Below are 23,437 nucleotides of genomic sequence, written 5' to 3' on the forward strand. Positions count from 1 at the left end.
AAGAGAAAACAGGTTTTTTTATGTCTGTAATAATGCTTTGTCGAACCTTCCAACAATTAGAAGAATGATGCACAAAAGAAAATTAGTTCGATTAAAAAGTAGTGTATAAGACCTTATGTAAAACAATACTTTTATCACTTTATATCCGGAAATTTGATAAAAAAAGAAACGAAAAATAAAGAAATAATACTATATTCAAAAAAATGTTATAAAAATTTAATGTTTTTTATTGTACTTTAAAAAATATCCGTTAATATAGTGCATATATGGATTATATAGTCATATAATTTCTTTTATTGACATTTTTCTGCTTTTTCTTATCCTCTTATTATGAGAACTGGAGGGAATCCGTTGAGCGAACATACTTATTCTTTAACCCATGCCCAAAGGAGAGTGTGGTTTACCGAACTGCTGGAGCCAGATACCAGCATTTGCAATCTCACAGCCTGTGTGAAATTCAAAGGCAATATTAAGCTTGATACTCTGGAGGGAGCGCTGAATCATTCCATCTCCCGCAACGACGCCATTAGATTTCAGCTGTTAGAAGGAGAAGAGCTTGAGCCGCGATTGCACCTTACTGAATATAAATATTATCCACTTAGAATAATTGATTTTTCAAATGTTGAAATGATAGAAATAGAGCAATGGATTCAGGATCAAGCGAGCATTCCATTTAAACTGTTCAACTCGCCTCTTTATCAATTTTACCTCCTTAGAATTGACTCTCATGAAGTTTGGCTATTTGCGAAATTCCATCATATCATAATGGATGGAATCTCTTTAAATGTGATGGGAAATCAAATTATAGATCTTTATCAAAAAATGAAAAAGAAAGATCCTTTACCTGATCAGCCGGAACCTTCTTACTTGAGTTACATCGAAAAAGAGAGTCAATATCTACAATCTCCGCGGTTTGCAAAGGACCGTTTATTTTGGACGCAAACCTTTGAGCACCCGTTGGAATACCACTCGTTAGCCGACCAGACGTCCTTACAAAAACAGAGCACATCTGCATCCAGAGACACCATCATTCTTTCACCTGATCTAGAGCAAACGATTCGAATCTTCTGCGAAGAACACAAGATCAATATCATTTCCTTATTTATGGCTTCATTTTACATATGCATCAGCCGAATCACTTCTAAAAAAGATCTTGCCATTGGCACCTACTATGGCAACAGAGGGTCAAAGGCTGAAAAAGAAATGCTCGGCATGTTCGTTAGTTCTCTTCCAATCAGAATAACGGTTGATCCTGACACAGATTTTCTTTCCTTTGTCCGCACAATAGGCAGGGAACAGCTTTCTGTTATGCGTCATCAACGGTTTCCTTATAATTTGCTTGTAAATGAATTAAGAAATGAACAGAAGGATTTACACAACCTTATCGGTATATCTATGCAGTATCAGCCACTTCAGTGGCATAATGCAGATGATTTTGACTATGAAACAGCGCTTTACTTCAGCGGATACACCGCGAACGAGCTTTCAGTTCAAATACAAGAACGGATAGACAATGGAACCATTCAATTAAATTTCGACTATCAAAATACCTTGTTTTCTCTTGAGGATATTAAACGAATACAATCTCATCTGCTTACCATACTGGAAAACGCCCTTCAACATCCGCACAGCTTTATAAGAGAATTAGATATGACGAATACAAGAGAAAAGCAAAAATTGTTGTATGAGTTTAACAAGACGGAAGCTGTTTCGCCTAAAGCTTTCACCCTGCATGGGCTGTTTGAGCGACAGGCAGCTTTCACACCTGAGCGGCTGGCCATTCGCTTTTCAGGCGGTTCGCTGACATACGCTGAGCTTGATATGTATGCCAGCCGGCTGGCTGCGCACCTTGCGGCACGCGGCGTCACAAACGAGAGTATCGTCGGTGTCCTGTCTGAACGCTCACCTGACATGCTGGTCGCTGTCCTTGCTGTATTGAAGGCCGGAGGGGCGTATTTGCCGCTTGATCCTGCGTATCCAAAGGAGCGGCTGAGCTACATGCTGAAAGACAGCGGGGCATCGCTCTTGCTGACACAGCCAGGATGCTCCGCACCAAACTTTTCTGGCGAAACGCTTGAAGTGGACATGACATCTCTTGCGAGCGAAAAAGCAGAAAACCATGAGTTTACTCCTGCTGACGGCGGATCTCTCGCCTATGTCATCTATACATCGGGCTCTACCGGGCAGCCGAAAGGAGTGGCCGTTGAGCACCGCCAGGCTGTTTCCTTTCTGACCGGCATGCAGCACCAGTTTCCGCTTTCGGAAGATGACATTGTCATGGTGAAAACCTCTTTTTCCTTTGATGCGTCTGTGTGGCAGCTGTTTTGGTGGACTCTTTCCGGTGCTTCGGCGTATCTGCTTCCGCCCGGCTGGGAAAAAGACCCCGCATTGATCGTACAAGCCATTCATCAGGAAAACGTGACAATGGCTCATTTTATTCCGGCTATGCTGAACAGCTTTCTCGATCAAGCGGAAATCGAAAGGCTGAGTGACAGGACAAGCCTGAAGCGTGTATTCGCCGGAGGTGAACCGCTTGCGCCGCGTACGGCAGCCCGTTTTGCTTCTGTATTGCCGCAGGTATCATTAATCCATGGTTACGGGCCGACAGAAGCAACGGTAGACGCGGCATTTTACGTATTGCATCCAGAACGGGACAGGGATCGTTTGCGGATTCCGATTGGGAAGCCCGTACCTGGTGCGCGTTTGTATGTTTTAGATCCGCATTTAGCCGTACAGCCTTCCGGTGTCGCCGGCGAACTGTACATTGCCGGAGCGGGTGTTGCCAGAGGTTATTTGAATCGGCCGGCATTAACGGAGGAGCGTTTTCTTGAAGACCCGTTTTACCCGGGTGAACGCATGTACAAAACCGGGGATGTGGCGCGCTGGCTCCCTGACGGGAATGTTGAATTCCTCGGGCGCACGGATGATCAGGTAAAAATCCGCGGCTACCGGATTGAGCCGGGAGAAATTGAAGCGGCACTAAGAAATATAGAAGGTGTAAGAGAGGCGGCTGTTACCGTACGGACAGACAGCGGGGAGCCGGAATTATGCGCTTATATAGAAGGGCTCCAAAGAAACGAAGTGCGTGCACAGCTTGAGAGACTGTTGCCGGGCTACATGGTCCCAGCCTATATGATAGAGATGGAACAGTGGCCGGTTACGCCAAGCGGAAAGCTCGACCGAAACGCCCTGCCAGCTCCTGGCGGAGCGGCAGATGCGGAGACCTACACGGCGCCGAGAAACGTGACTGAGATGAAGCTTTCTCAGCTGTGGGAGGACGTGCTGAAAAATGGCCCTGTCGGGATTCACGACAACTTTTTTGACCGCGGGGGGCATTCCTTAAAAGCAACAGCGCTTGTCTCACGGATCGCCAAAGAATTCGATGTACAGGTGCCGCTAAAAGATGTGTTTGCCCATCCGACGGTAGAAGGACTGGCTACCGTTATCCGTGAAGGAACGGACAGTCCATATGAAGCGATTAAGCCCGCTGAAAAACAGGAAACCTATCCGGTTTCCTCTGCCCAAAAGCGGATTTATGTCCTTCAGCAGCTGGAGGACGGAGGGACAGGCTACAATATGCCGGCTGTGTTAGAGCTCGAAGGGAAGCTCAACCCTGAAAGGATGGACAGAGCTTTCAAAGAGCTGATCAAGCGCCACGAGTCGCTTCGAACCGCCTTCGAACAGGACGCAGGAGGCGATCCGGTGCAGCGCATCCATGACGAGGTGCCGTTTACGTTACAGACTACAGTTCTCGGCGAACGAACCGAACAGGAGGCCGCAGCCGCATTTATCAAACCGTTTGATCTCAGCCAAGCGCCGCTGTTCCGTGCCCAAATCGTAAAGGTATCAGATGATCGGCACCTGTTGCTGGTTGATATGCATCACATCATTTCAGACGGTGTTTCCGTCAACATTCTGATTCGGGAATTCGGCGAGCTGTACAATAATCGGAAGCTTCCGGCACTGCGCATTCAATATAAAGATTATGCCGTATGGCAAGAAGGATTCAAAACAGGAGACGCGTACAAAACGCAAGAGGCGTACTGGCTGAAGCAGCTCGAGGGCGAGCTGCCTGTGCTGGATCTTCCGGCTGATCATACCCGCCCGCCGGTGCGAAGCTTCGCGGGTGACAAGGTCTCATTTACGCTGGAACCAGAGGTTGCATCAGGCCTTCACAAGCTGGCACGAGAAAACGGAAGCACCCTGTACATGGTGCTCCTTGCGGCTTACACCGCGTTCTTGTCACGCTTAAGCGGACAGGAAGATATCATCGTCGGCTCGCCAATTGCCGGCCGGCCGCACAAGGATCTTGAGCCGATACTCGGCATGTTTGTGAACACGCTGGCGCTTCGGACGCGCCCGGAGGGCGGGAAGCCATTCGTACAGTATTTGCAGGAAGTGCGTGAGACAGCATTGGAAGCCTTTGAGCACCAGGATTACCCGTTCGAAGAGCTTGTCGATAAGCTTGAATTGACACGGGATATGAGCCGGAACCCAGTGTTTGATGCGATGTTTATTCTTCAAAATGTGGAAAAACAGGACATAGATCTGAGAGAAATAAAAGTCCGGCCTGCCAATTTCGCACATCACATTTCTTTATTTGATATCACATTAATAGCTACGGAAATAAGTGGATCTATTTGCTGCGAAATGGAATTTAGTACAGAAGTATTCCTAAAAGCTACGATTGAACGGTGGGCTGATCATTTTATCGAATTTCTGCATGCGGCACTTTCAACCCCTGAAACAAGCCTTGCACAAATAAACATACTTAGTGATAAAGAAAAACAAAAAATAGTCTTTGAATTTAACAAAACTCAGGTTGAATTTGCTCAAAAAGATGTTCCTTTTCATCGCATATTTGAAGCGAAAGCTGAAGAAATTCCAGAACATATAGCTGTTATTGATAACGAAACAGAGATTAGCTATCGCCTTCTAAATGAAAGAGCCAATAGTCTGGCACGAACATTGCAAAACAGAAAAGGACCGAAGCCAACTGTGGCTGTTTTAGCCAAGCGGTCCATTGATGCAATTGTTGGGGTGCTGGCAGTGATGAAAGCTGGCGGAGTGTATATCCCAATCGATTCACATTATCCAAAAGCCCGTATTGAATACATTCTTCGTGATAGCGGGGCAGATATTCTTCTTTTACAGAGAGAGTTGAAGCATTTGATTTCGAACTCGCCTGAATCTAAAATGTCTCACATCTTCCTTGACGATGAGGGCTCTTTTGAAGAAAGTAACTGCAACCTTAACCTATCTCCTGCTCCTGAAGAGCCGGTATATATCATTTATACGTCAGGAACGACGGGTGCGCCTAAAGGTGTTATTGTCACCTATCAGAACTTTACTCATGCTGCTCTTGCTTGGCGTCAAATTTATGAACTGGATCGGAAGCCTGTCAGACTGCTTCAAATCGCGAGCTTTTCATTCGATGTCTTTTCAGGAGATTTGGCGAGATCATTGACAAATGGCGGGACGCTAATCGTTTGTTCAGATGAAAAGAGGCTGGAACCTGCTGAAATATATAAAATCTTGAACTCTCAGAGAATCACGGTGATGGAGTCGACACCGGCTCTCATTATCCCGGTGATGGAGTATGTATACCGTAACCAATTCAAGCTTCCTGACTTAGACATACTGATTCTTGGTTCCGACATGGTGAAAGCTCAAGATTTCAAAACATTGACAGATCGCTTTGGCCAAAGCATGCGCATCATTAATAGCTATGGTGTCACAGAGGCAACCATTGATTCGAGTTTCTATGAAACCAGTATGGGTGGAGAGTGTACGGGAGATAACGTGCCAATCGGCAGCCCGCTGCCGAATGTACACATGTACGTACTCAGCCAGACTGATCAAATTCAGCCGATCGGTGTTGCCGGCGAGCTGTGCATCGGCGGGGCAGGTGTTGCGAAAGGCTATCATCATAAACCTGACTTAACGCAAATGAAATTTACAGAAAATCCATTTGTCTCTGGAGAAAGGCTGTACAGAACCGGTGATCGAGCATGCTGGCTTCCAAACGGGTCGATCCTGCTTCTTGGCCGAATGGATTATCAAGTAAAGATAAATGGATACAGAATTGAGACAGAAGAAATTGAAAGTGTTCTGCTTCAAACAGGGCTTGTCAGAGAAGCTGCTGTTGCCGTTCAGCATGATAAAAATGGACAGGCTGGTTTGGCAACATATATTGTGCCTTCAGACGTCAATACGAATGCTCTACGGGCTGCTTTAACAAAGGAGCTGCCAGCGTATATGATTCCTGCACATCTGATTCCTTTAGAAAACATGCCGCTGACCCTAAACGGAAAGCTGGACAGAAATGCCTTGCCGGCTCCAAATAATGTGTTATCGCGTCCATATACCGCACCAGTTAACGACATACAAAAAACGATGGCGTATATATGGGAAGATGTACTGAGCATGCCACGAGTCGGCATTCACGATTCCTTTTTTGAGCTTGGCGGAGACTCAATTAAAGCATTACAAGTGGCAGCACGTCTGGCAGCTGAAGGCTGGAGCATGACAATACGCGACTTATTCCGTTATTCAACGATTCAGGAACTATGCGGACATATCACACCATTGGCATATCAAGCGGATCAGGGGCCTGCGGAAGGTGAAGCTGAACTCACCCCGATTCAGCGAAGATTTTTCGGACAGGTACATGCTTTTCACTATCATTACAACCAGTCCGTCATGCTTTTCAGTGAAAAAGGATTCAATGCTAACGCGCTTCATCTAGCGCTGCGTAAAATAACCGAGCATCATGATGCCATTCGCATGATTTTCCAACGTGACAAAAACGGCCATGTCATTCAGTTTAATCGCGGAATCAATCACAAGGATCATGAACTGTTTGGCCTTTATATTTCAGATTGGACAAAAGCATCGCTGGAAAGGGCTCATCTTGATGAAAAACTTGCCGCTGAGGAAACCGTCATTCAAAGCAAAATGAATGTAGAAAAAGGGCCTTTGCTGCAAGCAGGTTTGTTTAAAACGGCAGAAGGGGATCATTTGCTGATTGCACTTCATCATCTTGTGATAGATGGCGTTTCTTGGAGAATTCTGCTTGAAGATTTAGCTGCAGCATATCAACAGGCTTTAGAAAAGAAAGAAATCCAATTACCGCCAAAAACGGATTCTTATTTATCCTACGCCGATGGTCTTACCCAAATAGCTGAAAGTAAACAATTGCTTTCAGAGAAACCGTATTGGCAAACGATTTTAGACGCTCACACTGCTTTTCTTCCTAAGGACATAGAAAATGTGCCGGACAGACTCCAAATGAACAGCGACGCAGCTGCGTTTGTACTATCCGGGGACTGGACTGAAAAATTGCTGTTTGAAACCCAGCAAACCTATGGTACTGATGCCAACGAACTTTTGCTTACGGCTTTAGGAATGGCGCTTTCTGAATGGACAGGGCATGACCAAATCGTGATCAGCACTGAGGGACACGGCAGAGAAGGGCATGTGCCAAACATTGATATTTCAAGGACAGTTGGATGGTTTACTTCCATTTATCCTATTCTGCTAGACATGGGTACTCCCGAGCCTTTCGAGGATCAGCTCGCATACCGAATTAAGACGACAAAAGATATGCTGAGAAGAGTACCGAACAAAGGAACTGGATACGGATTGTTAACACACATAGGAGAACTGCGGCATAAAGAGCCTGAGGTCAGCTTTAATTATCTCGGTCAATTTAGCGAAGAGAAGGAAGCTGAAACGTTTCAATTATCATATTACCAGCCCCGTTACGAAATAGCGGGTGAGAGAGAACGAGAGTATGAGCTGGACATCAATGCTCTCATTACGGACGGACGGCTTCAAGTAAAAGCGGTATACACCCAGGTGTTCAGCAAACACTCAATTGAGTGTTTTATGGATCGTTTTCACAGGCATCTTATCGAGACGATTGAGCATTGTTCGCAGAAAAAAGCACGCGAAAAAACATTGAGCGATTTCAGCAATAAGGAATTAACGTTGTCTGCATTATCTAGCATCGAAGATCTCGTGAAAGATCTTTAACTTTTGAAAAGGTGTGTGGAATTGATGGCACAATCGGCACAAATTCAAGATATTTATCCGTTATCGCACATGCAGGAAGGAATGCTGTTTCATTCACTAATGGATTTCAGCTCGAAAGCATATATCGAACAGACCTCGTTTACGATCACAGGGAATCTATGCGTCGACTCGTTTCAAAAGAGCTTAAACCTTCTTGTTTCTAGATATGATATTTTCAGAACGATTTTCATTAAAGAAGTACCAGATCTTACAGGTCCGCAGCAGGTAGTTCTATCAAACCGGGAATTGACAGTATATAGAGAAGATATTTCTCGCCTGGCTGATCAAGAACAGCAGACGCTGATTGATGCTTTTATGACTAAGGATCGGGAAAAAGGATTTGATTTGCAAAAAGATCCTTTAATGCGTCTTGCCCTTTTTGATAGAGGAGACAGCCAATATACATGTGTCTGGACACATCACCATATCATCATGGATGGGTGGTGTCTCGGCATTATTCTTAAAGAGTTTTTCAGCATGTATGATTCGCTCAAAAATAACTCACCTGTACAGCTTGGCAGCACGGTGCCGTACAGCCGTTATATTGAATGGCTCGGAGAACAAGATCAAGAAGAGACTGCTGCCTACTGGAGCGAATATTTGAAGGAGTACGGCAATACTGCTTCTATTCCCCGAATAAAGCGCCGCACGGCAGACGGGAATTATAAAGCCGACCAGGTCAGCTTTTCATTAGCGCCGGATATGGTTGAGAAACTGACAGAGGCTGCCCAAAACTGGGGAGTGACATTAAACACGCTGTTTATGAGTATTTGGGGCGTGCTGCTCCATCGATATAATGCTGCAGATGATGCCGTTTTTGGCTCCGTCATTTCGGGACGCCCGTCAGCGATTGACGGGATTGAATCAATGGTCGGCTTGTTTATCAATACTGTTCCAGTGCGAATCCGATCTGCGGAAGGCATAACGTTTTCTTCGCTGGTCAAAGCCGTGCAGGAGGATATTTTATCATCTGAACAGCATGGGTATTATCCGCTTTATGAGATTCAAAACCATAGTCCATTGAAGCAAGGGTTGATCGATCATATTTTTGTTTTTGAAAATTACCCTGTACAGCTTCATCAGGCATTAAGCGTGGAGAGTGAAAATGACGAAGGCGCTCTGAAGCTGAGTGACATTTCAATGTCGGAACAAACCAATTACGACTTTAATATCGTTATCGTTCCGGGAGAATCATTTTATATCAAATTCAGCTACAACGCAGACGTTTACGAGCGGGAGGAGATGCTGAGGATTCAGGGGCATCTAAAGCAAGCACTGGATTGCATTTTGACAAATCCCGATGTTGCCGTCAGTGACATCAATATCGTGCCGCCGGAGGAGCAACAGGTTATCCAATCGTTTAACGAAACTGAGCGTCCTTATGTGAACAAAACGATACCCCAATTGTTCGAGGAACAAGCCCGCAAAACACCTGAAGCGGCTGCATTAAAAATGGGAGACGATTGCTGGACCTATCACCAATTAAATATAAGAGCCAATCAGATTGCGCACGCTCTGATAGAAAAAGGCGTTGGATCTGGAGATATCGTTGCTGTAATGATGGGCCGGTCAATGGAAATGCCTGCAGCTTTGCTTGGGATTTGGAAAGCAGGCGGCGCTTATATGCCGCTTGATCCACATTTTCCAGCAGAACGTCTTTCTTTCCTGCTGAAGGACAGTCAAGCGGCTCAATTGCTGATAGAAGAAGACCTTATTTCCTTGATCCCTCCGTCCTATGAAGGAAATACGATAACGATAGAACATACAGAAAGTTACCAAACAGAAGCTCCAAATATGCCGCCAGGTGACCTAGCCTACTTGATCTATACGTCGGGAACGACGGGGCGCCCTAAAGGGGTTTTAGTAGATCATCACGGTATTGCCAATACATTGCAATGGAGACGGGAAGAGTATGGCATGGCCGAACAGGATATATCCCTCCATTTGTTTTCGTACGTGTTTGACGGCTGTGTAACGAGCTTATTTACCCCGCTTTTATCTGGTGCGTGCGTACTGCTGACAACAGATGACGAAGCGAAGGATGTGCTGGCCCTTAAGCGAAAAATAGCCCGTTATAAGGTCAGCCACATGATCATTGTTCCTTCCCTGTACAGGGTGTTATTGGAAGTGATGACTGCTGACGATGCAAAAAGTCTTCGTATTGTTACATTTGCGGGTGAAGCGGTCACGCCTGATCTGCTTGAGTTGAGTCAAATGATTTGTCCTTATGCTGAACTGGCAAATGAATACGGGCCCACAGAAAACAGTGTGGCAACAACAATATTGCGGCATCTGAATGAAAAAGAGAGGATCACAATCGGACACCCGATCAGAAACACAAAAGTATTTGTTTTGCACGGAAATCAAATGCAGCCGATCGGCGCGGCGGGTGAACTGTGTATTTCCGGCGCGGGTCTTGCGAGAGGATACTACAAACAGCAAGAGCTGACACAGAAAGCATTCTCCGATCATCCATTCCTTGAAGGGGAGCGTTTATACCGAACAGGTGATGCAGGCCGCTTTTTGCCTGATGGAACGATTGAATATATTGGACGTTTTGATGATCAAGTGAAAATTAGGGGTTATCGTATTGAACTGAGAGAGATTGAAACAGTTCTTCGACAAGCACCGGGGGTAAAAGAAGCAGCGGTACTGGCCCGTGATGTTTCTGCTGAGGAAAAGGAGCTCGTTGCTTATATCGTTCCGGAAAAGGGAAACAGCCTCCCAGATTTGTATCAGCATCTTGCCGGGACATTGCCGTCCTATATGATCCCAGCAAGTATTATCAACATCAGCCGGATGCCATTAACATCCAGCGGCAAGCTTGACAGGTTTGCGCTTCCTGAACCAGAAAACAATACGAGTGTCACATATATGGCGCCCCGAACCTTAATCGAAGCTGATCTCGCACATATTTGGGAAGATGTGCTGAATAAACAGCACATCGGCATTCGTGATGATTTCTTTCAGTTAGGCGGACAGTCCTTAAAAGCGGCCGCACTGGTATCAAGAATACATAAAAAGCTTAATGTCGAGCTGCCGCTCAGTGAGGTGTTTTCTTATCCGACGGTTGAAAGCATGGCGGTCAAATTGATGAGCTTAAAAGAACACGCTTTTACACAGATTGAACCTGCGGATCAAAGAGATGTCTATCCGCTGTCTTTCTCGCAAAAACGATTATATGCTCTTCATCAGCTGGCAGATGACAGCACAGGCTACAACATGCCAGCTGTACTTGAATTACGCGGAAATCTGAATCGCCAGCGGTTGAGAAGCGTTCTCACAGAACTTGTGAATCGGCATGAAGCATTACGGACTGTTTTTGTGCTTAACAGAGACGAGCCTGTGCAGATCATTTATCCAGAGATGGCTTTTGATCTAAAAGAGCTTGAAATGGAGTCAGAACAAATGCTTGAGTCTGCAATCGAGACCTTTATCAAACCGTTTGATCTATCATCCGGTCCGCTTTTTAGAGCATGTGTCATTACAATGGGCAATAATCGCGGATTTTTGCTGCTCGATATGCACCATATTATTGCCGACGGTGTCTCGATGAGCACTCTTGTCCAAGAATTTACTGACTTATATTGCGGAAAAGAGCTGCCAGCTTTAAACCTGCATTATAAGGATTTTGCTGTTTGGCAGCAAGAGAACTACCCGAAAGAGCTATACAAAAAACAGGAGTCCTACTGGCTCGGTCAGCTTGGCGGGAGTCTTCCTACACTAGAATTACCACTTGATAAAACAAGGCCGCGTCTCCCTGATTTCAGCGGTGGAACAATTGAAGTCAACATTGATAAAGACATGGCTGATGAGCTGCACCGTTTAATGGCTGAAACGGGAACAACATTGTATATGATTCTTCTGGCTGTCTATTCTATTTTGTTATCTAAGCTAAGCGGGCAAGAGGATATTGTTGTCGGTTCGCCTGCTGCCGGAAGACCGCACGCTGATCTGGAGCGCGTCATCGGAATGTTCGTCAATACATTGGCGATGCGCAGCAAGCCCGAGGGCCACAAAACGTTCAGCTCCTATTTGCAGGACATTCGCCACCTGGCTCTGACCGCTTACGAGCATCAGGATTATCCTTTTGAGGAGCTGGCAGATAAGCTCGATACAAATCGAGAGGTAAATCGCAACCCGCTGTTCGATGCGATGCTTGTGCTTCAGAGCAGTGAAGATTTCCGGTTCGAAGTGCCTGGTCTGTCGATTTCGTCTGTCACTCCTAAACATGATATATCTAAATTCGATTTAACATTACACGCTGAGGAGCATCCGAGTGGAATACGCTGCCGTTTTGAATACAGCACTGCTCTTTTTGAAGAAGAAACCATTACGCAGTGGGCATCCTATTTTATTGAATTGGTGAAAGGGGTAACGGCGGATACCGAGATGAGAATTTCGGACATGCAATTGCTTCCTGCTGCAGAGCGTAGGTTGCTCCTTGAAAAAATGGGGCAGTATGCGGCTTATCCGAGAAATGAAAACATAGTAAGCTTATTTGAAAAGCAAGCCGCTAAATATCCGGAGCATATCGCAGTGGTGTGCGGCCATTCTCAGCTTACGTATCGAGACCTGAATGAAAAAGCCGAGCGGGCAGCTGCTATGCTGATCAAACAAGGGGTCAGAACTGGCGATATCGTCGGTCTGATGCTCGATCGGTCACCTGATATGATCATTGGCATTTTATCGATTTTAAAAGCTGGCGGGGCCTATTTGCCGATTGATCCTGAATATCCTCAGGAGCGTATTAGCTTTATGCTCAATGACAGCGGAGCAAAACTGCTGCTGACAGAGCGCGGTCAAAACAAACCTGCAGACTACACCGGGCATATTTTGTATATCGATGAATGTGAAAACGACTCAATTCCGGCTGATGCAAACATTCAAGAAATAGTAACAGATCAGCCCGCATACGTGATATACACATCTGGAACGACTGGCCAGCCAAAGGGAGTCATTGTCGAGCACCGCAATGTGATCAGTCTCTTGAAGCATCAAAACCTGCCTTTTGAATTTAACCATGAAGACATCTGGACGTTATTTCATTCTTATTGCTTTGATTTCTCTGTATGGGAGATGTTCGGTGCGTTATTGAACGGAAGTACATTAGTCGTGGTCTCTAAAGAAACAGCCCGTGACCCCCATGCATTCCGATTATTGTTAAAAAAAGAACGCGTCACTGTACTCAATCAGACCCCGACAGCTTTTTACGGCCTGATGCATGAAGATCAAAACCATCCGGATCGATTAAACGTCCGATACGTGATTTTTGGCGGCGAAGCCTTACAGCCCGGCATGCTTCAAAGCTGGAATAAAAAATATCCTCATACTGATTTGATTAATATGTACGGTATTACAGAAACAACGGTCCATGTAACATTCAAAAAATTGTCCGCAGCAGACATTGTAAAAAATAAAAGCAATATCGGACGGCCGCTTTCAACTCTGCAGGCTTATGTGATGGATGCTCATATGAATCTGCAGCCGATCGGAGTTCCAGGGGAGCTGTATATAGGCGGCGAAGGTGTGGCACGGGGATATCTCAACAGAGATGAGCTGACCTCTGACCGTTTTGTATCCAATCCTTATCTTCCGGGAGACAGATTATACCGAACAGGAGATCTTGCTAGGCGCCTGTCAAATGGCGAGCTGGAATACTTAGGCCGCATTGATGAGCAGGTGAAAGTCAGAGGGCACCGTATTGAGTTAGGCGAAATCCAAGCGGCACTTCTTCAGTATCCAATGATTAAAGAGGCGGCTGTCATTACCAGAGCAGACGAGCAAGGGCAAACAGCTATATATGCATATATGGTGATAAAAGATCAACAGGCTGCGAATATATCAGACATCCGAACTTACCTAAAAAACGCCTTGCCTGACTTTATGCTGCCTGCCCGTATGATACAAATTGACAGCATCCCGGTGACTGTTAATGGAAAGCTCGATCAGAAAGCCCTGCCAGAGCCTGAAAAACACGCTTATACAGCTGATGATATCAGTCCTAGAAATGAGATTGAAACGGTGATGGCTGAAATTTGGGAGGAGCTTCTTAATGTAGATGAGCTGGGTGTAAGCGCCAATTTCTTTGAGCTTGGCGGAGACTCTATTAAAGCGCTGCAGGTTTGTGCCAGACTGAAGCAGCGCGGATTTGAAACGACAGTACGTGAGATGTTTGAACATCAGACTCTTGGTGAACTGTCCGCCTGGGTTCGAAAAGACGTACGCGCCATTGACCAAGGCCCGGTCGAAGGCGAGATTACTTGGACACCTATCCAGCAGTGGTTTTTCTCGCAATCTCTGGAAAGCCATCATTTTAACCAGTCCGTTATGATCTACCGGGCTGAACGATTTGATGAGGCTGCGCTTAGAAAAGTACTAAAAAGCCTTGTGACTCATCATGATGCACTGAGAATCGTATGCCGGCATGAAGATGGCAGGCACGTGCAGATAAACAGAGGGATAGATCTTTCAGATGAGGAGCTATATGCACTTGAACTGTTTGATGTAAAGGATAGCCTAACAGAAGCACGGTACACGATTGAGGAAGCAGCCAGCCGGATGCAAGAACATATTCGTTTGGAAACCGGCCCCTTACTTCACGCTGGATTGTTTAGAACCGAGAATGGTGACCATTTATTTCTGACGATTCATCACTTAGTTGTTGATGCGGTTTCCTGGCGCATTTTGTTCGAGGATTTTTCAGCTGCTTACAAACAGGCAGTCTCAGGAGAATCTATTAAATTGCCGAAAAAAACAGATTCATATTTAACGTATTCACAAAGAATAGCTGACTACTCTAAAAGCCGCCAGGTGCAGCGCGAAGCAGCGTACTGGGATGAGTGCGAGAACCGTCAAATCCAGCCTATTCCAAAAGACAATGACGCAGCATCTAACACATTCAAAGATACAGAAGTGATTGATTTTGAGCTATCTCGCCATCACACAGAATTACTATTAACGGCTGCACATAAAGCTTACAGCACGGAGATGAATGATATCCTTCTGACAGCTTTAGGTCTTGCTTTGCAGAAATGGACGGGAAATAACCAATTTAAAATCAGCATGGAGGGCCATGGAAGGGAATCATATCTTGAGGACATCGATATTAGCAGAACTGTTGGCTGGTTCACCTCCATTTATCCTGTGTGGCTTGATATGAGAGATTCCGATCATAAGGACAAAGAAGAGCGGCTGGGCCACCTTATTAAACAGACAAAAGATATGCTGCACCGTATACCGCATAAAGGCGCGGGCTACGGCGTGCTGAAATATATCAGCAAAAGATGGGGCTCTCAGAAAAACAGCCCAGAAATCAGCTTTAATTATTTAGGCCAGTTTGATCAGGATATTCAATCAAATGCCTTTGAGGTGTCTGACATCAAGCCAGGAAATGAGATCAGCCCGAACTGGGAGCGTCCTTATGCACTGGATATCAGCGGCGCCGTTTCTTCGGGGTGCCTGAACATGCACATCATCTATAACAGGTTTCAATTTGAGGAAAAAACAATCCAAACATTTTCCAGGCATTTTAAACAGACTCTGGAAAACATCATTGAGCATTGTACCGGCAAAGAAAACCAAGAGTGGAGCGCATCTGATTTCACTGATGAAGACTTAACGCTTGATGAATTGAGTGAGATCATGGGAGCCGTCAACAAACTATAGGAGAGGAGATTCACTGATGCCGCAGCAACCTGAAATACAGGATATATACCCTTTGTCATTTATGCAGGAAGGGATGCTTTTTCACTCATTGTATGATGAACAGTCGAGAGCTTATTTTGAACAGGCTTCTTTTACAATCCATGGACAGCTCGACTTGGAGCGTTTCGAGAAAAGTATGGATGCTGTTTTTGACAGGTACGATATCTTTCGAACAGCATTCATCTATAAAAATGTAGCCAAGCCTCGTCAAGTCGTGCTCAAGCAACGTCCTTGCCCTGTTCATGTTGAAGATATTTCTCATCTCAATGAAAAAGATAAAGAACATTGTACAGAGGCATTCAAAGAGCAGGACAAATCCAAAGGCTTTGATCTCCAAACGGATGTGCTGATGAGAATATCTATTTTAAAATGGGCGCCTGATCATTATGTCTGTATCTGGAGCCACCATCATATTTTAATGGATGGCTGGTGTTTAGGCATCGTCATTAAAGACTTTCTCCATATTTATCAAGCGCTTGGAAAAGGGCAGTTTCCTGATTTGCCTCCCGTACAGCCGTACGGGACGTATATTAAATGGCTGATGCAGCAAGACCGGGAAGAAGCAGCTGAGTATTGGAAAAAGAGGCTTCAGCATTTCGAAAAAGCTTCGCCTCTGCCTAAAAGAACAGATCAAATGTCGGACGGGACATTACAGCAGATCACGTTTACCATTCCTGAAAAAGAAACCTCCGAATTACAGAAAATCGCTGCAGCATGTGGTGCGACACTTAACACTGTGTTCCAAGCTTTATGGGGAATCATGCTCCAAAAGTTCAATCGCCGCGACGATGCTGTGTTCGGATCAGTTATATCAGGCAGACCTTCTGAGCTAAAAGATGTGGAAAACATGGTCGGACTTTTTATCAATACCATTCCTATTCGAGTCCAAAGTGATTTTCTGTCTTTTTCTGACCTAGTCAGCGGAATGCAAAAGGACATGACTGAAGCAGAAGCGTATAGTTACTTCCCTTTATATGACATTCAGGCGCAGAGCGCTCTTAAACAAGAGCTGATTGATCATATTATCGTCTTTGAAAATACACCTACTCAACAAGAGATTGAAGAGCTGAATCAAGCTGGATCATTTGATTTCTCCGTAAAAGATTTTGAGATGGAAGAGGTAACTAATTATAGATGCAGTGTCAAAGTGATTCCAGGGCGTACTTTGTACGTTCGGATTCATTTTCATACAGGCGCTTATCAACCAAATATGATGTCTGAGATAAAAGATTATTTACTGCACATGATCTCTGACGTCATCTCTGATCCATCTCTTCCTGTGTCAAAGATGACGTTGCTAGATGAGGACAAAACACGGAAAATCGTTTCTCAAAATAACAGGACAGTATCTGTTTCACCTGAAGCCCCAACCCTGCATGGGCTGTTTGAGCGACAGGCGGCAGTCACACCGGAGCGGCCAGCGATTCGCTTTTCAGGCGGTTCGCTGACATACGCTGAGCTTGATATGTACGCCAGCCGGCTGGCTGCGCACCTTGCGGCACGCGGCGTCACAAACAAAAGTATCGTCGGTGTCCTGTCTGAACGCTCACCTGACATGCTGATCGCTGTCCTTGCTGTATTGAAGGCCGGAGGGGCGTATTTGCCGCTTGATCCTGCGTATCCAAAGGAGCGGCTGAGCTACATGCTGAAAGACAGCGGGGCATCGCTCTTGCTGACACAGCCGGGATGCTCCGCACCGAACTTTTCTGGAGAGACGCTTGAAGTTGACATGACATCTCTTGAGCGTGAAGAAGTAAAACGTCATGTGTCTGCTTCTGTTAGCGACGGATCTCTCGCCTATGTCATCTATACATCGGGCTCTACCGGGCAGCCGAAAGGAGTGGCCGTTGAGCACCGTCAGGCTGTTTCCTTTCTGACCGGCATGCAGCACCAGTTTCCGCTTTCGGAAGATGACATTGTCATGGTGAAAACCTCTTTTTCCTTTGATGCGTCTGTGTGGCAGCTGTTTTGGTGGACTCTTTCCGGTGCTTCGGCGTATCTGCTTCCGCCCGGTTGGGAAAAAGACCCCGCGTTGATCGTACAAGCCATTCATCAGGAAAACGTGACAACGGCTCATTTTATTCCGGCTATGCTGAACAGCTTTCTAGATCAAGCGGAAATGTTAGCGCTCGGTGACGGGACAAACCTAAAGCGTGTATTCGCCGGAGGTGAACCGCTTGCGCCGCGTACGGCAGCCCGTTTTGCTTCTATCTTGCCACAGGTATCATTAATCCATGGTTACGGGCCGACAGAAGCAACGGTAGACGCGGCATTTTACGTGTTGGACCCAGAACGGGACAGGGACCGTTTGCGGATTCCGATTGGGAAGCCCGTACCCGGTGCGCGTTTGTATGTTTTAGATCCACATTTAGCCGTACAGCCTTCTGGTGTCGCCGGCGAACTGTACATTGCCGGAGCGGGTGTTGCCAGAGGTTATTTGAATCGGCCGGCATTAACGGAGGAGCGTTTTCTTAAGGACCCGTTTTACCCGGGTGAACGCATGTACAAAACCGGGGATGTGGCGCGCTGGCTCCCTGACGGGAATATTGAATTCCTCGGGCGCACGGATGATCAGGTGAAAATCCGCGGCTACCGGATTGAACCGGGAGAAATTGAAGCGGCACTAAGAAGCATAGAAGGCGTAAGGGAGGCGGCTGTTACCGTACGGACAGACAGCGGCGAGCCGGAATTATGCGCTTATGTAGAAGGGCTCGAAAGAAACGAAGTGCGGGCACAGCTTGAAAGACTGTTGCCGGGCTACATGGTCCCAGCCTATATGATAGAGATGGAACAGTGGCCGGTTACACCAAGCGGAAAGCTCGACCGAAACGCCCTGCCAGCTCCTGGCGGAGCGGCAGATGCGGAGACCTACACGGCGCCGAGAAACGTGACTGAGATGAAGCTTTCTCAGCTGTGGGAGGACGTACTGAAAAATGGCCCTGTCGGGATTCACGACAACTTTTTTGACCGCGGGGGACATTCCTTAAAAGCAACGGCGCTTGTCTCACGGATCGCCAAAGAATTCGATGTACAGGTGCCGCTAAAAGATGTGTTTGCCCATCCGACAGTAGAAGGACTGGCTGCCGTTATCCGTGAAGGAACGGACAGTCCATATGAAGCGATTAAGCCCGCTGAAAAACAGGAAACCTATCCGGTTTCCTCTGCCCAAAAGCGGATTTATGTCCTTCAGCAGCTGGAGGACGGAGGGACAGGCTACAATATGCCGGCTGTGTTAGAGCTCGAAGGGAAGCTCAACCCTGAAAGGATGGACAGAGCTTTCAAAGAGCTGATCAAGCGCCACGAGTCGCTTCGAACCGCCTTCGAACAGGACGAAGGAGGCGATCCGGTGCAGCGCATCCATGACGAGGTGCCGTTTACGTTACAGACTACAGTTCTCGGCGAACGAACCGAACAGGAGACCGCAGCCGCATTTATCAAACCGTTTGATCTCAGCCAAGCGCCGCTGTTCCGTGCCCAAATCGTAAAGGTATCAGATGAGCGGCACCTGTTGCTGGTTGATATGCATCACATCATTTCAGACGGTGTTTCCGTCAACATTCTGATTCAAGAATTCGGCGAGCTGTACAATAATCGGAAGCTTCCGGCGCTGCGCATTCAATATAAAGATTATGCCGTATGGCAAGAAGGATTCAAAACAGGAGACGCGTACAAAACGCAGGAGGCGTACTGGCTGAAGCAGCTCGAGGGCGAGCTGCCTGTGCTGGATCTTCCGGCTGATCATGCCCGCCCGCCGGTGCGAAGCTTCGCGGGTGACAAGGTCTCATTTACGCTGGATCAAGAGGTTGCATCAGGCCTTCACAAGCTGGCACGAGAAAACGGAAGCACACTGTACATGGTGCTCCTTGCGGCTTACACCGCGTTCTTGTCACGCTTAAGCGGACAGGAAGATATCATCGTCGGCTCGCCAATTGCCGGCCGGCCGCACAAGGATCTTGAGCCGATACTCGGCATGTTTGTGAACACGCTGGCGCTTCGGACGCGCCCGGAGGGCGGGAAGCCATTCGTACAGTATTTGCAGGAAGTGCGTGAGACAGCATTGGAAGCCTTTGAGCACCAAGATTACCCGTTCGAAGAGCTTGTTGATAAGCTTGAATTGACACGAGATATGAGCAGAAATCCGCTGTTTGACGTAATGTTTGTCCTTCAAAATATGGATCAGGAATCGTTGGAGCTGGATGAACTTTGTCTCAAACCTGCAGCAAACAATGGGCATCAAACGTCCAAATTTGATTTAACCCTATATGCCCAGGAACAGCCCCACGGTTTGCTGACGTTCCAAATGGAGTTTAGTACTGACTTATATAAGAAAAAAACGATAGAAAAGTGGCTTCAATATTTTATCAATATGTTACTCTCCATCATCAAAGACAACAAAGCCGCTCTCGGAACAATAAATATCCTGAATGAGGATGAGACCCATTACCTTATCCACGAGCTCAATCGTACAAAAATAGATTATCCAAGAAATGAAACCATCAGCAGACTCTTTGAAATGCAGGCAGAACAAACACCTAATGCTGTAGCAATTGTCAGCGACACCCAAGTATTCACTTACGAGGACCTGAACAGCTGGGCAAATCAAATTGCCTCAGTTCTACAGATAAAGGGCGTAGGGCCTGATAGTGTTGTAGCCTTGTTGACAGGCAGAACACCAGAACTCATTGCAGGAATCCTGGGCATTCTGAAAGCCGGGGGAGCCTATCTGCCTATTGCTTCTGATCTGCCTGTTGAACGAATAGCTTATATGCTGTCAGACAGCGGGGCGGCATTACTCCTTCAATCTGAGAAAACAGAAAAACAGCTATTAGACATTGAATGTGAACAAATCATAATCGAAGATATTCAAAAGCAAGGAAAAACGAAGAACGTTGATTCTTCAGCAGGGCCACATTCACTCGCATATATCATTTATACCTCTGGATCAACCGGTAAACCAAAGGGTGTCATGATTGAGCAGCGAAGTGTAATTCGTCTTGTTAAAAACAGCAATTATATTACATTTACACCTGAAGACCGCCTTCTGATGACATCATCAATCGGTTTCGACGTTGGGTCATTTGAAATTTTCGGACCGCTGCTAAATGGTGCCGCTTTGCATCTGTCCGATCAACAAACATTTCTCGATTCCCATCAGCTTAAGAGGTACATAGAACATCAAGGAATCACAACGATTTGGCTGACATCTTCTCTATTCAATCATTTGACAGAACAAAATGAACAAACATTTTCACAGCTGAAACATTTGATTATTGGCGGAGAAGCTTTGTCGCCGAGCCACGTCAATCGAATCAGAAATGTCTGCCCTGAAGTATCTATATGGAATGGATATGGCCCTACCGAAAATACAACTTTTTCGACATGCCTTCACATTCAAAAAACATATGAACTTTCCATTCCGATTGGGCGGCCGGTTGGTAATTCCACCGCTTATATCTTAAATCAATGGGGAGTGCTGCAGCCGGTCGGAGCTGTCGGTGAACTTTGTGTCGGCGGAGATGGCGTCGCCAGAGGATATTTGGGCCGTCCTGATTTAACGAAAGAGAAATTTGTCCCACATCCATTTGCACCTGGCGATCGACTGTATCGCACAGGTGATCTGGCGCGCTGGCTTCCTGACGGCACAATTGAGTACGTTGGCCGTATTGATGATCAAGTAAAAGTCAGAGGCTATCGTGTGGAGCTGGGTGAGATCGAATCAGCACTTCGTCAAATAGACGGGGTCAAAGAAGCCGCAGTGTTAGCACGTACAGCCCAGACCGGGAGCAAAGAGCTGTTTGGCTATATCAGCGTAAAAGCAGGCACGAATGCTGAACAAGTGCGTTCACTTCTCGCGCGTTCGCTGCCAAACTATATGATCCCGGCGTACATTATTGAAATGGAGACTCTTCCGCTCACATCAAACGGCAAATTGAACCGAAAAGCACTTCCTGAACCAAATTTCACATCACAAACGTACGCTCCGCCTCGAAATGACCTTGAAGACCAACTTGTGTTGATCTGGCAGGAGGTTCTCGGCATCCAGAGGATCGGAATAGAGGATTCGTTTTTTGAATTGGGCGGAGATTCAATCAAAGCCCTTCAAGTTTCTGCACGCCTTGGACGCTATGGGCTAAGCTTGCAGGTAAGTGATTTATTCCGTCATCCAAAGATAAAGGACTTATCACCATTTATCCGTAAGTCAGAGAGAATCATAGAGCAAGGACCCGTTCAGGGAGACGTTCCTTGGACGCCTGTTCAGCAATGGTTTTTTTCACAAGATATTGAAGAAAGACACCATTTCAATCAGTCTGTCATGCTATTCCATTCTGGACATTTGTCTGAAAACGCCCTTAGACCAGCCTTGAAAAAACTGGCGGAGCATCATGATGCGCTTCGGATGGTTTATCGCAACGATGATAGGCGATGGATTCAAATCAACCAAGGCATTCATGAGTCACAGCTATACAGCTTAAGAACCTTTGATCTTTCACAGTCAGAAAGCGGCTGGGAGACGCAAATCAAACAAGAAGTTGCAGATCTTCAGCAAAGCATCAATTTGCAGGAAGGACCATTGTTGCACGCCGCTTTGTTTAAAACACTGACCGGAGATTACTTGTTCCTTGCGATCCATCACCTTGTCGTTGATGGTGTCTCATGGCGGATTTTGCTTGAGGATTTGTCAGCCGGATATCAACAAGCTGCTGCAGGCCAGACGATCCAGCTTCCGCCTAAAACGGATTCCTATCAGGAATACGCAAGACGCATACAGGAATATGCCCAAAGCAGTAAGCTGATTCGCGAAGAGGCGTATTGGCGAACTGTAGAAGAACAGCAAGACGCAGAACTGCCCTATGAAATACCGCATCATGTGAACATCGACTTCAGCAAAAGGGACTCATTAAGCTTTTCACTGACTGAAGCAGACACCGCCGTCTTGCTGCAAAACATCAATCACGCCTATGGCACAGATACACAAGATATTCTGTTAACCGCAGCATCCTTGGCGATTTGTGAATGGACAGGAGGAAGTATGCTCCGTATCGCTATGGAAGGACACGGGAGAGAACATATTCTGCCAGAGTTAGATATCAGCAGGACGGTCGGCTGGTTTACATCCATGTATCCGGCCCTCATAAGCTTTGAAAATCATAGGTATGAGCTCGGAACCGCATTAAAAACCGTTAAAGATACACTGGGCCGGATACCAAACAAAGGGGTAGGTTACGGTATGCTGAAATACCTTACACACCCTGAAAATAAAAGCATTACGTTTTCAAAAACACCTGAAATCAGCTTTAACTATTTGGGCCAGTTCAACGACATCGAAAGACAGGACACCTTCCGCCCATCAAGCCTTGGGAGCGGAAAGGATATCACTCATACATGGAAGCGTGAGCAAATCATCGAGATGAGCGCAATGGCAGCAGACAAAAAGCTCCATTTCAATCTTAGTTATCCGCCAGCCCGCTTTCACAGAAACACAATGGAGCAGCTTATTAACAGGATTGAACACTTTTTGCTGGACATTATGAAACACTGCGCCGGTCAACAGAAAACAGAAAAGACACTGAGCGATTTCAGCAGTCAATCATTAACGGCTGAGGACTTGGACAGCATATCCAGCTTGGTGGAAGAATTGTAGAAAATCGTGACA

General features: G+C 46.2%; 3 protein-coding genes. All 3 read left to right on the forward strand.

Features of this window, described 5'->3' with window-relative positions; all coding sequences use genetic code 11:
* Positions 1–351: 351 nt before the first annotated feature.
* From ppsA to ppsC, 3 genes are read left to right on the forward strand one after another with little or no spacing between them, the layout of a single operon-like run.
* Positions 352–8,037: a plipastatin non-ribosomal peptide synthetase PpsA gene (ppsA, locus tag BGM23_RS12120; RefSeq protein WP_046663267.1), complete on the forward strand. Its 7,686-nt coding sequence runs from the start codon at positions 352–354 to the stop codon at positions 8,035–8,037.
* Between the two features lie 24 nt (positions 8,038–8,061).
* Positions 8,062–15,744: a plipastatin non-ribosomal peptide synthetase PpsB gene (gene ppsB, locus BGM23_RS12125; protein ID WP_029727245.1), complete on the forward strand. Its 7,683-nt coding sequence runs from the start codon at positions 8,062–8,064 to the stop codon at positions 15,742–15,744.
* 16 nt (positions 15,745–15,760) lie between these two features.
* Positions 15,761–23,425, forward strand: a complete 7,665-nt coding sequence (gene ppsC, locus BGM23_RS12130; RefSeq protein ID WP_046663264.1) for a plipastatin non-ribosomal peptide synthetase PpsC — start codon at positions 15,761–15,763, stop codon at positions 23,423–23,425.
* Positions 23,426–23,437: the final 12 nt, after the last annotated feature.

Origin of the sequence: Bacillus sp. FJAT-14266, assembly GCF_001719225.1 — a bacterium.
GTDB classification, from domain to species: domain Bacteria; phylum Bacillota; class Bacilli; order Bacillales; family Bacillaceae; genus Bacillus; species Bacillus subtilis.

Bases quoted from the DNA above. Each gene is read 5' to 3' on its own strand.
- ppsB (WP_029727245.1), top strand. From the start codon at position 8,062: ATGGCACAATCGGCACAAATTCAAGATATTTATCCGTTATCGCACATG.
- ppsC (WP_046663264.1), top strand. From the start codon at position 15,761: ATGCCGCAGCAACCTGAAATACAGGATATATACCCTTTGTCATTTATG.